The organism is Stenotrophomonas sp. TD3 (assembly GCF_001939825.1).
GTDB lineage: Bacteria > Pseudomonadota > Gammaproteobacteria > Xanthomonadales > Xanthomonadaceae > Stenotrophomonas.
In genome coordinates this window covers 1,245,534-1,259,146 of sequence record NZ_MOYM01000001.1, presented here as the reverse complement: position 1 = coordinate 1,259,146, position 13,613 = coordinate 1,245,534, and the positions used below count along the sequence as shown (strand labels likewise).

Sequence of the window (13,613 nt, the reverse complement as noted above, 5' to 3'; positions counted from 1 at the left end):
CGGATTCGTCGAGCCAATGGATGTCCTGATGCGCCGCAGCCTGATTCTGACCCTGCTCCTTGCACTGAGCCTGCCGGTGGCCACGATGGCCCAGAGCGGCCTGCGCACCGAGGGAGATGTCGCCACCGCCTCCGGTGCCTATGAGGCCGAAGTGCCCGTCAACAGCCAGGCCGAAGCCGATCGCAACGGCGCCCTGGCCCGTGCCCTGAGCGTGGTGCTGGGCAAGCTGTCCGGCGACCGCAACGTGATGTCACGCCCCGGCGTGGTGCAGGCGCTGCGCAATGCCAAGGACTACGTGGCCAGCTACGACTACAAGCAGGACCAGAGCGTGGGCGCCAGTGGCGCACCGAGCTTCCGGACCCTGCTGGTGGCCCGCTTCCGCGAGGATGACGTCGATTCGCTGGTCTCGGCGCTGGGCCTGCCGCTGTGGCCGCAGCCGCGACCGAAGCCGGTGCTGTGGCTGGCCGTCGACGACGGCAGTGGTCCGCGCCTGGTCAGCGTGCAGCAGGCCAATGCCGCCCGCCCGCTGCTGAACCGCGCCATCGAGCGGGGTTACAAGCTGGGCCTGCCCAGCGGCGGTGCTGCAGAACAGGCCCTGGCCGGTGCCATCTGGCGCCAGGACAGTGCCGCCGTGGCCCGTGCTTCCTCGCGCTACTCGCCGCCGATGCAGCTGATCGGCAAGCTGTACCGCGCCAATGGTGGCTGGCAGGCGGACTGGGTGTTCGTCGACAACGGCCGCGAACTGAACAAGTGGACCAGCAAGGACGCCAACGCCATGCGCGCGATGGCCGCCGGTGCCGACGGCGCCGCCGATGCGCTGGTCAAGCGCTATGCCAAGGCCGGCGTGGCCACCGGCCAGGCCGGCACCTACCGCCTGGTGGTGACCGGCATCAACAGCGCCGATGACTACCTGCGCCTGGCCGCGGGCCTGCGCGAGGTGCCGGTGGTGCGCAATGTCACCCCGCTGCACGCCTCGGCCGGCCAGCTGGAGCTGAGCGTGGAGATGACCACCGGCCTGGCCGGCTTCAACCGCATGCTCGGCGACAACGGCGTGCTGGTGCCAAGCGCGCCGCTGCCGGCCCTGCCGACCCCGATCGATGACACCACCGGTGCCCCGGTGGCCGCGCCGGTCAGCAACGAGTACCGCCTGCGATGACCCTGACCCCGGAAGCTGAAATCGCGCAGTTCCTGCGCCGGCTGAAGTACATCCTGTTCGCCGGCCTGATCGGCTGGGTGGTGTGGCTGCTGGCGCCGATCCTGACCCCGTTCGTGCTGGCACTGGCGCTGGCCTGGCTGGGTGACCCGCTGGTGGACCGCATCGAGGCCACCGGCCGTTCGCGGATGACCGGCGTGGTGCTGGTGTTCGCAGCGATGGTGCTGGTGCTCGTGGCATTGCTGCTGGTGCTGGTGCCGATGATCGAGCGCCAGATCACCACGCTGATCGCGGTCGCGCCGCAGGCGCAGGCGTGGCTGATGCAGACCGGCATTCCCTGGTTCGAGCACAAGACCGGCCTGGAAGTGATGCAGTGGCTGGATCCGGACCGCCTGATCGAATGGGTGCGCAGCCATTGGCAGCAGGCCGGCGGCTTCGCCACCACGTTCATGGGCTACGTCTCGCGCTCGGGCTTTGCGATGGTGACCTGGGTGGTCAACATCCTGCTGCTGCCGATCCTGGCGTTCTACTTCCTGCGCGACTGGGACAAGCTGGTCGAGCGGGTGGCTTCGGTGATCCCGCGCAACCAGATCGGCACCATCAGTGCGCTGGCACGCGAGTCCAACGAAGTGCTGGGGGCGTTCATCCGCGGCCAGTTCCTGGTGATGCTGGCGCTGGGCGTGATCTATGCCGGCGGCCTGTCGCTGGTCGGCCTCAAGCTGGGCCTGCTGATCGGCCTGATTGCCGGCCTGATCAGCTTCATCCCGTACCTGGGGGCGACCACCGGCATCCTGATGGCCATCGTGGCCGCACTGGTGCAGGCGCAGGGCTTCGACCTGAAGCTGCTGCTGCTGGTCGGCGTGGTGTTCACCGTGGGCCAGCTGCTGGAAAGCTACGTGCTGACCCCGCGCATCGTCGGCGACAAGATCGGCCTGCACCCGGTGGCGGTGATCTTCGCGGTGATGGCCGGCGGCCAGCTGTTCGGCTTCCTCGGCATGCTGCTGGCGCTGCCGGTGGCGGCGGTGACCAACGTGCTGCTGCGCTATGCCCACCAGCGCTACCGCCAGAGCGAGCTGTACGTGGGCGAGAAGCCGGCGATCGTGCTTGATGGCGTGGTCGACGCCCCCCATATCATCGTTCCGGACGACAAGGGCCCCGACCTGAAGTGATGGGTGTGCCGCAACTGCCGCTGGCCCTGCATTACCCGCGGGACCAGCGCCTGGAGACCTTCATCGGCGCGCCGGATGGCGCGCTGGCGCAGCTGCGCGCGATCGCGGTCGGCGCCAGCCATGATTGGGTCTACCTGGAAGGTGCGGCGGGCACGGGCAAGACCCATCAGGCGCTGGCGATGTGCTCCAGCGCCGAGCAGGCCGGGCGGCTGCCGACCTACGTGCCGCTGGCCAGCGCCGCCGGCCGTGTACGTGCAGCGCTCGATGGGCTGGAAGCGCGCGAACTGGTGGCGCTGGACGGCCTGGACGAGGTTGCCGGCAACCGCGAGGACGAGATCGCGCTGTTCGATTTCCACAACCGTGCGCGCGCTGCGGGCGTGACCGTGCTGTACACCGCACAGAAGGCGCCGGGCGAACTGGGACTGGTGCTGCCAGACTTGCGCTCGCGGCTGGGCCAGTGCGTGCGCGTGCTGCTGCAGCCGCTGGATGAGGAAGGGCGGGCCGCGGTGCTGCGTGAGCGTGCACTGCGACGCGGCCTCGCCATCGACGAGGCGGCCATCGAGTGGCTGCTGTCGCACACCGGTCGCGAACTGGGTGGATTGATCACCCTGCTGGACTGGCTGGACCGCGAATCGCTGGCGGCGAAGCGGCGGATCACCGTGCCGTTCCTGCGCCAGGTGCTGGAAGAAGGCCGGCCCCGCTACTGAGGGTGGGGTTTGTCTGCAGGGCTGCGCCCTGCACCCGCCGAAGCCGAAGCAACGTCAACGTCAAAAGCGGGCTATCCGTGGGATGGCGGGGTGGCTCAGGTTGCGGGGGACGGCGCAAGTACGTCCATGTAGCCTCGGTCGCGCCATCCATGGCGCTCACGCCCCCGCAACCTGAGCCACCCCGCCTTCAACAGGTTCCCGCGATCTGCCGGGACTACATACTGCACTGCTGTTGGTGGGTGTCGACCTTGGTCGACACGTGTCTTGCTTGTGGTGGGTGACGACCGTTGGTCGTCACCAGAGCAAGCGCAGCGAAGCGACCCGCTTTTGCTTTTCTTTCTTTCTTCCGTGGCTGGACGCACACGGAAACTGTCAGAGGCCGGGCGGGTGGGCCATGCAGGGGCGTTGGCGCCATGGATGGCGCCATCGAGCTTACAGGGGTGAAGGCGCTTTGCTTGCGAAGCACTGCTTCGCAAGCGCCTGAACGCACAACCGCCAGCGGCTGGGCCGGGCCCCGGAGGGGGACTTGCAGCGTCCCCTGCATGGCCCACCCGTCCGGCCAAACACGCGATCCGCTCTACGCGACCAGCCACGAGGGGCTCAGCCGTTCGCTGCCAACTCCGCATCCAGCGCGCGCAGGCGATCCACCGTCCCGACGTCAGTCCAGCGCCCGCGATGGTGCTGCCCCGTCATCAACCCCTGAGCCATGAAGTGCTTCTGCAGCGGCACCACCGAGAACTTCGGCGGCAGCCGCTCGCTGCCTGGCGCATCACCGATCACCGTGCGCCAATCGGCCACGATCGAAGGACGGTACACGCCGATGCCCGCGTAGGTCAGGCACGGCCCCGTGCGGTCGTGGTGCAGCAGGCCCTGTGCATCCAGGCGGTAGTCACCGTCAGGGTGCTGCGCGGGATTGTCGACCAGCACCAGGTGTGCCTGGCCCTGCGGCTCGCGCGGCAGCGAGGCGAAATCGAAATCGGTCCAGATATCGCCGTTCACCACCAGGAACGGGGCGTCGCCCAGCACCGGCAGTGCGTTGAGGATGCCACCGCCGGTTTCCAGCGGGGTCTGCCCTTCGTACAGGAAATGCAGATGCAGGCCCCATTGGCTGCCGTCGCCCAGCGTCGCCGGAAACTGTTCGGCCAGCCACGCGGTGTTGACGACCACCTCGCGCACGCCGAGCGCCGCGAGGCGTTCCAGGTGCCAGACGATCAGTGGCTTGCCGGCCACTTCCAGCAGCGGCTTGGGCGTGTGCAGGGTCAGCGGGCGCATGCGCTCGCCGAGGCCAGCGGCAAAGACCAGCGCCTTCATCGGGCCACGCGCATCGGTGCGGACAGTTCGGCCAGCGCCGGCTTGATGCGGTCGTCCAGCAGCTGCTGCAACGGCGCCAGTTCGCGGTAGCGCGGCAGCACCTCATCCAGGTAGGTGATGAAGCGCGGTGCGTCGTCCAGGTAGTGGCCCTTGTTGTCGCGGTAGCGCAGGCGGCAGAACAGGCCGAGAATCTTCACGTGGCGCTGGATGCCCATCCAGTCGGCATCGCGGAGGAAGGTGGCGCGGTCGGGCACCGGCAGGCCGGCGCTGCGTGCGCGCTCGTGGTACTGCGCCAGCCACTCGTCCACGCGTTGCAGCGGCCAGCTCAGGAAGGCGTCCTTGAACAGGCTCACCGCGTCGTAGGCGATCGGGCCACGCACCAGGTCCTGGAAATCCAGCACGGCGGGGCCGTCGTCGACCGGCATCAGGTTGCGCGGCATGTAGTCGCGGTGGGTCATCAGCTGGGCCTGGCCCAGTGCGTTGTCCATCAGCCGGCGGTGCACCAGCTGCAGGCCTTCAATCTCGCCACAGTCCAGCTCCAGGTTCAGGTGGCGCTGCAGGAACCATTCGTCGAACAGACCGGCATCACGCTGCAGCAGCGCTTCGCCGAACTGGCCGAAGTCGGCTGGCACCGGGATCGCCTGCAGGCGCAGCAGTTGTTCGATCGAGCGACCGAACCATTCATCGGCGTTGCGCTCGTCGAGGATCTTCGCCAGGGTCGGGCCGCCGAGATCTTCCAGCAGCAGGAAGCCGGCCTCCAGGTCCTGGGCGAGCAGCGTGGGCACGCGCAGACCGTGGTCGTGCAGCAGGCCGCGCATGCGCAGCCACGGCCGCGGATCTTCCAGTCCCGGCGGAGCGTCCATCACGATGTGGCTGCCACGCGTGCTGGTGGTACGCCAATAGCTGCGCATGCCGGCATCGACCGAGGCGCGTTCGACCACCGCGTCGGCATCGTCGAGCTGGGTACGGGCCCACTGCAGGCGCTGCGCGCTGCGCTGGGGATCAGAGGCGGGTTCGGTCATGCAGGCATATCCGGGCGCGCCGGGCGCGCCAACGTCGGCAACAGGAAGGGAAGGGGGAGCGGCGTCAGCGGCGGCCGCTGAACAGGCGCAGGACGGCAAGAACGGCCACCGCGCCCACCACCGCACCGAGGAAACCGGCCGGTTCGCCAGGGGCGTACCAGCCCATGTACTGGCCGAACCAGCCGGCCAGCAGGGCACCGAGAATGCCCAGCACGATGGTCAGCAGGCAGCCCATGCGGTTGTTGCCGGGCATGAAGAAACGCCCGAGCAGGCCGACGAAGAAGCCAACCAGCAGGATGTACAGCCAGCTGCTGCTGCCGAACAGACCATTCATGCGCGCGGATTCCGCTTGAGTGTGGACGCAGCCTAGCAAGGCCAGGCTGCGTCCGTCACGGGTGCCGGATCAGCAGCAGCCGTGGTCGCCGTGGCGGGTGCCGCTGTCGGCAGCCACCGGCGAACCGCTGGTCTCGCCGCGCAGGCTGGCGGCGTAGTGCTCGCTGATTACCTTGGACACGCAGGCGGTGACCTTCTTGCCCATCGGGATGTGCAGGAACTCGTTCGGGCCATGCGCATTGGAGTGCGGGCCGAGCACGCCGGTGATCATGAACTGCGCACCCGGGAACTTCTCACCCAGCATGCCCATGAACGGGATCGAGCCGCCTTCGCCCATGTACATCGCCGGCTTGCCGAAGAAGGCCTGGCTGGCATCGTCGATGGCCTGGGTCAGCCACGGCGCCATGGCCGGGGCATTCCAGCCGGTGGAGGCCTTTTCCAGGTCCAGGGTGACGTGGGCGCCGTTCGGCGGATCGCGCAGCAGCGCTTCCTTCAGCAGCTCGCCACAGGTCTTGCCATCGGCGGTCGGCGGCAGGCGCAGCGACAGCTTCACCGAGGTCTGCGGGCGCAGCACGTTGCCGGCCGATTCCAGCGCCGGCATGCCACCCACGCCGGTGACCGACAGCGCCGGGCGCCAGGTGCGGTTGAGCACCAGCTCGGTCAGGTCTTCGTTCATCGGGCGCAGGCCGTCGACCATCGGGAACTTCTCGAAGATCTCGGTATCGACCACTTCGGCGGCACGCTTGGCCTGCGCCTGGCGCTCGGCCGGGATCTCCACGTTCATGCCGTCGATCAGGATGCGGCCGGTGTCCTGGTCCTCGATGCGCGACAGCAGCTGGCGCAGCAGGCGGAAGCTGGACGGAATCACGCCGGAGGCATCACCGGAGTGCACGCCTTCGTTGAGCACCTTCACGGTGAAGTTGCCGCCGGTCAGGCCGCGCAGCGAGGTGGTGCACCACAGCTGGTCGTAGTTGGCGCAGCCCGAATCCAGGCAGACCACCAGCGACGGCTTGCCGATGCGGTCGGCCAGGTGGTCGACGTAGGCCGGCAGGTCATAGCTGCCGGACTCTTCACAGGCTTCGATCAGCACCACGCAGCGGGCGTGCGGCAGGCCCTGGGCCTGCAGCGCCAGCACCGCGGCCAGCGAGCCGAAGATGGCGTAGCCGTCGTCCGCACCGCCGCGGCCATACAGCTTGTCGCCGCGCAGGACCGGGGTCCACGGGCCGAGGTCGTCGTCCCAGCCGGTCATTTCCGGCTGCTTGTCGAGGTGGCCGTAGAGCAGGATGGTGTCGTCGCCGGTTTCGGCGCCGGTGGCCGGAATTTCCAGGAAGATCAGCGGGGTACGGCCTTCCAGGCGCACCACTTCAACCTTCAGGCCGGGCAGCTGCTGGGCCTTGGCCCAGTTCTCCATCAGGGTGACCGCCTGTTCCATGTAGCCGTTCTGCACCCAATTGGCGTCGAACATCGGCGACTTGTTGGGAATGCGGATGTAGTCGACCAACTGCGGGACGATTTCGCTGTCCCACTTGTCATTGACGAATTGGCCGAGCTTGGCGCTGTCCATCTGAAACTCCGGTTGCATGGGCTGATCCGCGCATTCTACGCCTGTGCTGAGGGTAGGGTTTTTCCTACATCACGTCGGGTATTTGGCTGGCTTACGGAAATCCGGGAAACCGATAGGCTGTGCACATGTGGTGACGGACACTGTTCCTACCGACGGGATTGCCGGTCGGGACGGCCAGAATCACAAGGAGATACACGTCGTGCCTTGGTTTGTCGTGTTGAGGGCACTGGTGCTGGTAGTGGGGATCGCTGGGGCGCATGCCGCCGAACCGATCGACATCAACCGCGCCGATGCCCAGGCGCTGCAGCAGGGATTGACGATGGTCGGAGCCGCCAAGGCCGAGGCGATCGTCGAGCACCGGCGCAGACACGGCCCGTTTCATCGCGTCGAGGACTTGACGCAGGTGAGGGGGATAGGGAAAGCGATCGTCGAACGGAATCGACAGCGGATCACCGTAGGCAACAGGTTGTTGCCGGCGGATCCGGTACCCGGATCGGTACCGGTGCGGACCGTACCCAGGCGCTGACAGCAGGAATCGTCGGAACCGGCAGGAGGCTGGTTCACCGGACACGGACAGGAAGGCCGTGACCACCGACCGCCGCAGGACGCGGCACCAATCACCAGGATGGTGGCATCACAGACCTGTGGAAGGGGCTGAGATACAAACAGGACAGACGCGGCCGCGTGCAGGATGCAACGCTACCCCCACAGCGCAGGATGCGAGGGGGCGGCAGCAGGCCGACAAGGACGTAACGATTGCCCGGTACGACACATGGCTGTGTCGCCGGGCAGTTTCATTTCCGGCGCCTGGTTTTGCCGCGGTCACCACGGGCCGATGGTGTACGGTGGCCGCTCCGCATGGAAAGGACACCGCTGGATGCTTCCGCACCGCCCCACGACCCTGATGCTCGCCCTGGCGCTGGCCCTGCCGCTGCTGGCCCACGCCGCTGCACCGGCTGCGGCTGCCAAGCCAACGGCCGCTGCTGCCAGCACCGCCGAGGTACGCGGGCCGACCGACCTGAAGCCGGGCGAGTACCTGTGGCATCCGGAAATTTCCCCGACCGGACCGATCGTGCTGGTGGTCAGCCTCGATGAGCAGCGCGCCTACGTCTACCGCAACGGCATTGCCATCGGCCTGACCACGATCAGCTCGGGCAAGGCCGGGCACGAGACGCCGACCGGTGTGTTCACCATCCTGCAGAAGGACAAGGACCACAAGTCCAACCTCTACAACAGCGCGCCGATGCCCTACATGCAGCGGCTGACCTGGGACGGCATCGCCCTGCATGGCGGCAGCCTGCCCGGGCACCCGGCCTCGCACGGTTGCGTGCGCCTGCCGCAGGCGTTCGCGCAGAAGCTGTTCAGCGAAACGCAGCGCGGCGATACCGTGGTCGTCGCCGACGCCAAGAGTTCGCCGATGACCCTGGCCTATCCGTCGGTGCTGGCACCGGTCAACGCACGTGGCCAGGCCCTGCCGGAGACCGAGGGCGGGGCGCCGGCGCAGGCCTGGTGGGACGACAGCGCGGCCCCGGCCGGGCAGGTCGGCATCCTGGTCAGCCTGCATGACCAGCGCCTGTATGTGCTGCGCGATGGCGTGATGATCGGCGAGTCGCCGCTGAAGGCCGACGCCCTGCCGGCCTTCCAGGGCACCACGTTGTTCGTGATGGGGCAGGGCTACAGCGATACGCCCAGCCCGCTGGACGTGAACCAGCGCCTGCACCAGTGGACGGCCTATCCGCTGCTGGGCCAGGACCGTGCCCAGGCCACCCCGGACCTGCTGGCCACGCCCTCGTTGCCGATGGCGCTGCCGGCCGATTTCGCCCGCCAGCTGTACGAGGTGCTGGTGCCGGGCACGACCCTGCTGGTCACCTCGCTGCCGGCGGTCCGCCCAAGCCCGGCTGAATCCGGAATGCAGCCGGTCTTGGAATCCGAGCCGCCAGGGTCCACCCTCAAGGGCAACTGAGTCCCCTCGTTGTGCCCATGACTGCATCCCGCCTGTGCCGGCTGGCCGCGTTCGGCCTGCTGGCGACCTCCGCCAGCGCCCCGGCGCTGGCACAGACGCCCGCCCTCGCCACCAGTGCCGATGATCTGGCTGCCTTGCTGTCGCGCAGTGCGCCCAAGGCCGACCGCCACGTGTTGCAGCTGGCGGCACATGCCATGCGCTGTGCGCTGCAGCGGCCGGAGCTGGGCATCAACGGTGATCGCCTCAGCGTGATCGACTATTCGCGGCCGTCCACCGAGCCGCGCCTGTGGGTGTTCGACCTGGCGCACCAGCGCCTGCTGTTCGAGGAATGGGTGGCACATGGCCGCAACAGCGGCGAGAACCGCACCGAGCACTTCTCCAACCGCGATGGCAGTTTCATGTCCAGTCTCGGCGCGTTCACCGCGCAGGAGACCTACATGGGCGGCAATGGATATTCGCTGCGCCTGGCCGGCCTGGAGCCGGGCTTCAACGACCGCGCGCGCGAACGCGCGATCGTCATCCACGGCGCACCCTACGTGAACCCGGCCACCGCACAGCTGCAGGGGCGGCTCGGCCGCAGCCTGGGCTGCCCGGCGGTGCGGCTGTCGGTGGCCAAGCCGCTGATCGACGCCTTGCGCGGTGGCACGATGGTGTTTGCCTACTACCCCGATCAGGATTGGCTGAAGCACTCGCAGCTGCTGGGCGGCGAGTGCGGTGGCCAGGGCACGCTCGCCACGCGGTGATGCACGACGGCGCGCGGCGTGATGCAATGCGCCGATGAACATCGACTCCCTGCTGCACACTCCGAGCCAGGTGATCTCCCACCTGGACTATCGCCGCGAACGCTGGCGGAATGGACTTGGCTGGACCCGCGAGATCCTGCGCCTGCCCGCGCAAGGCGATGACTGGGCGCTGCGCCTGTCCGTGGCCGAGATCGAGCAGGACGCTGCGTTTTCCGCCTTCCCCGGCGTGGAACGCGAACTGGTGCTGTTGCAGGGCAATGGCGTGCGCCTGCGTTTCGAGGATGGCCGTGTGGCCGAGGTGCTGCCGCCGCACGGACGGGTGCGGTTTGCCGGTGAGGAAGCGCTGCACGGCGAACTGGTCGATGGCACCACCCACGACTTCAACCTGATGTGGAAGCGCGACCTGCTGCAGGCCGAACTGCTGCACCGGCCACTGGTGGGCGCGATGTTCTTCTTCTGCGAACCGGGCGTTGCGTGGGCGCTGCATCTGCTGGCCGGACAGGCGGAGTTCGGTGCCGATAGTGGCCTGCCGGCGCTGCAGGCGGGAGACACCGCGTGGTTGGCGGCGGGCGAGAGGCAACGGCATGCGCTCAGCGGTGGTGGCGAGTTGTTGGCGATACGGGTCAGCGCGGCGGGGGCATGATTCCTGGGTGCTGGTGGGCGCTATCCACGCATGGCGTGGATCTACTGCAAATGCGGTTGCCACCATGCCTCGACACGCCGTTGTAGATCCACGCCATGCGTGGATGGGGCCACCGACACCGCGTCATGGTGCGAACCAAGGTTCGCACCCACCAGAGAGCGGTTCGCACCCGCCGAATCCGTTCAGTAGATCCACGCCATGCGTGGATGCGGCCGCCGACACCGCGTCATGGTGCGAACCAAGGATCGCACCCGCCAGAAAGCGGTTCGCACCTACCGAATCCGTTCAGTAGATCCACGCCATGCGTGGATGCGGCCACCGACACCGCGTCATGGTGCGAACCAAGGTTCGCACCCACCAGGAGGCGGGTCTAACCCGCTGTAGATCCACGCCATGCGTGGATGGGGCGACCTCAATACACATCGCGCCGGTAACGACCGGCCAGCAGCAGCGCTTCCTTGCCTGCGGTACCCAGCACCTGCTCGATCACTGCATCCACGGCCGGGGCCATGCCCTGCAGGCTGCCGCAGACCAGGATCGTCGCGCCTTCATCGATCCATTGCCGTAGTGTTGCCGCTTCGGCCAGCAGGCGGTCCTGCACATAGCGATGCGCACCGCCATCGCGGCTGAACACTGCATCCAGCCGCGCCAGCGTGCCGTCTTCCAGCATCGCCTGCAGCTCTTCGCCGAAATGGAAGTCGTGCGCGGCGGTGCGCTCACCGAACAGCAACCAGGTACGACGCGCGCCACGCTGGGCGCGTTCGTGCAGGTGCGCGCGCAGGCCGGCAATGCCGGTGCCGTTGCCGATCAGCAGCAGGGGGGCATCGGCGGCGACACCGTGGAAATTGTCGTTGCGGCGCAGTCGCAGCTGCACCGGTTCGCCGAGTGCGGCGTGGTCGCACAGCCACCCGCTGCCGATGCCGGGTGTGCCATCGGTGCGCAGCTGGCGACGCAGCAGCAACTCCACCGCGCCGTCGGCCATCACCGAGGCGATGGAATACTCGCGATGGGGCAGCGGTTGCAGGGTTGCCAACAACGCGGGCAGATCACCCGGAGGAACCAGCGAGGGCAGATGCGAGCGCTCGATACGGGCCAGCAGCGACTGCCCGTCATCCAGCACGGTGTCTGCATTGAAGCCCTGTGCATCGAGCCAGGCGCGCGCGCTGTGGCGTGGGTGCTGCGGGCCGATCTCGGCGATGTCGCCGGCCTGCCATTGCACATCGACGCCAGGCGGTGGCTGCAGGCGCAACCAGTACACCGGGCCGCCGGGGCTGCCCGGATTCAGATGCTCGCGTTGCAGCAGCGTCCACGGCTGATACTCGGCCGGGCTCCAGTCGGGCAGTTCAGTGGCGCCGCCGCCAAGTTGTCCCAGCAACTGCTGCCAATGGCGCAGTGCCGCCGGATCGGCATTGTCGACCTCGATCGCATCGAACAGCGGATGCGCACCGTGCTGGCGCAACCACTGGTCCAGCTGGTGGCCGAATCCGCAGAAGTGGCCATAGCTGCGGTCGCCCAGCGCGAGCACGCCGTACTGCAGATGCTGCAGCGGAGGCGGCGTGGCCATCACCCCGCGCAGGAACGGCAGGGCGTGGTCGGGCGGATCGCCTTCGCCGGTGGTGCTGGCAATGAACAGCGCGCGCTGGCTGTCGGCCAGCAACGCTGCATCCACCTCATGCAGTCCGCGCACACGCACCGGCATGCCGGCACCGCGCATGGCCTCGGCACTGCGTTCGGCCAGTTCGCGGGCAAAGCCGGTCTGGCTGGACCAGACCAGCAGGATCGGTGCGGTATCGCCGGACGCCGCATCATCGCGCGGACGACTGCGCCACCACAGTGCTGCGCAGGCCAGCGCGTACAGCGCGGTGGCGATGATGGCGAACTGCGATTGCCGTGCCGGCGGTGCGCCCTGCCACCAGGCTTCGCCGAGATGAAGTCGCAGCAGCGCCCAGGCGATCAGCGCCAGTACGATCAGTACAAGTGCGTTGCCGAGCAGCGCGCGCGATGGCCGCGTGCTCATGCGTCCTGCCCGTCGAGCAGGCGCTGGAAGGCGCTGCTGAGGAATTCCTGCGGACCTTCTGCGGCGCGTTGCAGGTAGCGCGCGGCCAGTCCTTCGCGTTCGGCCAGCGCCATGCCCTGTTCGCGACCGAGTACGGTCAGTGCGGTGGCCCAGGCATCGGCGTGCATGGCGTCGTCGGCGACCACGGTTACTGCCGCGGCGACCTGCCGCACCGGCCTGCCCGTACGCGGGTCGAGGCTGTGGCTGTAGGCCTCGCCATCGGCCTGGTACTGGTGCCAACGATCGCCGGAAGTGGCCACCGCCTTGCCGTCCAGCGCCAGCACCCGTGGCGCGGTATCGGCGTGCGCATCCTCTTCCGGTGCGGATTCCACCAGCACGCGCCACGGTTGGCCATCCGGTTTGCGGCCGTAGCCGGCCAGTTCGCCGCCGACTTCGATCAGCGCTGCAGCAATGCCTTGTCCACGCAACCAGGCGGCCACGTGATCGACGCCAAAGCCCTTGGCGATCGCAGAGAGATCCAGTTCCAGCCCGCCCGGTTGCAGCAGCGCATCATCCTGCCACTGCAGGCGCTGCCAACCGCAACGTTCACGTGTGGCCTGCAGGGTAGCGTCGTCGGGCTGGCGGCGTTCACCGGCATGTGCACCGAAGCCCCATAGCGCCACAAGCGGGCCGACGGTGGGATCGAAGGCGCCATCACTGGCGGCAGCGATGGCCTGTGCGCAGGCCAGGACGTGGCGCGTTTCGGCGGGCAGCACGCACCACCGGCCGGCGTCGGCGCGGTTGTAGCGGCTCAGATCCGAACCGCGCTCCCAGGTGCTCATCTGCGCGACCACCTCATCCAGCCGCGCCTGGATGCCAGCGTGCAGCGGGTGCAGGTCGCGCTGGCGCGACGCGACCAGCGACACACTCCAGGTGGTGCCCATGGTGGTGCCACCGAGGCGGGCGATGTCGAGCAGGGAATCGGTCATGGTGATGCGTTGCGGCGGCG

General features: G+C 68.2%; 13 protein-coding genes. 7 read left to right on the top strand and 6 right to left on the bottom strand.

The window, feature by feature from the left end; translation table 11 throughout:
* Positions 1–16 precede the first annotated feature (16 nt).
* From BKE09_RS05895 to hda, 3 genes are read left to right on the top strand one after another with little or no spacing between them, the layout of a single operon-like run.
* Entirely contained in the window at positions 17–1,156 is a 1,140-nt protein-coding gene (locus tag BKE09_RS05895) for a DUF2066 domain-containing protein (RefSeq protein ID WP_075675149.1), read from the top strand.
* Positions 1,153–2,322 carry an AI-2E family transporter gene (locus BKE09_RS05890; protein WP_049442953.1) on the top strand — a complete coding sequence of 390 codons (1,170 nt, stop codon included), beginning with the start codon at positions 1,153–1,155 and terminating at the stop codon, positions 2,320–2,322. Before BKE09_RS05895 ends, BKE09_RS05890 begins: the two co-directional genes overlap by 4 nt.
* Positions 2,322–3,029 carry a DnaA regulatory inactivator Hda gene (gene hda / locus BKE09_RS05885; protein ID WP_014646247.1) on the top strand — a complete coding sequence of 236 codons (708 nt, stop codon included), beginning with the start codon at positions 2,322–2,324 and terminating at the stop codon, positions 3,027–3,029. Before BKE09_RS05890 ends, hda begins: the two co-directional genes overlap by 1 nt.
* Before the next feature lie 600 nt (positions 3,030–3,629).
* Here the strand turns inward: hda and murU are convergent.
* From murU to BKE09_RS05865, 4 genes are all read right to left on the bottom strand, one after another.
* Positions 3,630–4,340 (bottom strand): N-acetylmuramate alpha-1-phosphate uridylyltransferase MurU, encoded by a 711-nt coding sequence (gene murU / locus BKE09_RS05880; RefSeq protein WP_075675148.1) that lies wholly within the window; start codon positions 4,338–4,340, stop codon positions 3,630–3,632.
* The gene (locus BKE09_RS05875) at positions 4,337–5,362 is read right to left on the bottom strand and encodes a phosphotransferase (protein WP_075675147.1); all 1,026 of its coding nucleotides are present in this window, start codon (positions 5,360–5,362) and stop codon (positions 4,337–4,339) included. Before BKE09_RS05875 ends, murU begins: the two co-directional genes overlap by 4 nt.
* A gap of 64 nt (positions 5,363–5,426) precedes the next feature.
* Positions 5,427–5,696 carry a GlsB/YeaQ/YmgE family stress response membrane protein gene (locus BKE09_RS05870; protein ID WP_005415577.1) on the bottom strand — a complete coding sequence of 90 codons (270 nt, stop codon included), beginning with the start codon at positions 5,694–5,696 and terminating at the stop codon, positions 5,427–5,429.
* A gap of 69 nt (positions 5,697–5,765) precedes the next feature.
* Positions 5,766–7,259 (bottom strand): M20 family metallopeptidase, encoded by a 1,494-nt coding sequence (locus tag BKE09_RS05865; protein WP_014036261.1) that lies wholly within the window; start codon positions 7,257–7,259, stop codon positions 5,766–5,768.
* A 199-nt stretch (positions 7,260–7,458) separates the two neighbouring features.
* Between BKE09_RS05865 and BKE09_RS05860 the strand changes: the two genes are divergently transcribed.
* The 4 genes from BKE09_RS05860 (at position 7,459) to BKE09_RS05845 (ending at position 10,608) form a co-directional block, all read left to right on the top strand.
* Positions 7,459–7,785 (top strand): helix-hairpin-helix domain-containing protein, encoded by a 327-nt coding sequence (locus BKE09_RS05860; RefSeq protein WP_075676596.1) that lies wholly within the window; start codon positions 7,459–7,461, stop codon positions 7,783–7,785.
* A gap of 351 nt (positions 7,786–8,136) precedes the next feature.
* Entirely contained in the window at positions 8,137–9,222 is a 1,086-nt protein-coding gene (locus BKE09_RS05855) for a L,D-transpeptidase (protein WP_075675146.1), read from the top strand.
* Positions 9,223–9,239: 17 nt separating this feature from the next.
* Positions 9,240–9,965 (top strand): murein L,D-transpeptidase catalytic domain family protein, encoded by a 726-nt coding sequence (locus BKE09_RS05850; RefSeq protein ID WP_004147404.1) that lies wholly within the window; start codon positions 9,240–9,242, stop codon positions 9,963–9,965.
* Positions 9,966–9,999: 34 nt separating this feature from the next.
* Positions 10,000–10,608, top strand: a complete 609-nt coding sequence (locus tag BKE09_RS05845; RefSeq protein WP_075675145.1) for a HutD family protein — start codon at positions 10,000–10,002, stop codon at positions 10,606–10,608.
* A gap of 412 nt (positions 10,609–11,020) precedes the next feature.
* Here BKE09_RS05845 and BKE09_RS05840 read toward each other — a convergent pair whose 3' ends face one another.
* On the bottom strand, positions 11,021–12,625 hold the full coding sequence (locus BKE09_RS05840) for a sulfite reductase subunit alpha (protein WP_075675144.1): 1,605 nt from the start codon (positions 12,623–12,625) through the stop codon (positions 11,021–11,023).
* Positions 12,622–13,593: an FAD:protein FMN transferase gene (locus BKE09_RS05835; RefSeq protein WP_075676594.1), complete on the bottom strand. Its 972-nt coding sequence runs from the start codon at positions 13,591–13,593 to the stop codon at positions 12,622–12,624. The genes BKE09_RS05840 and BKE09_RS05835 overlap by 4 nt, the downstream gene beginning before the upstream one ends.
* Positions 13,594–13,613: the final 20 nt, after the last annotated feature.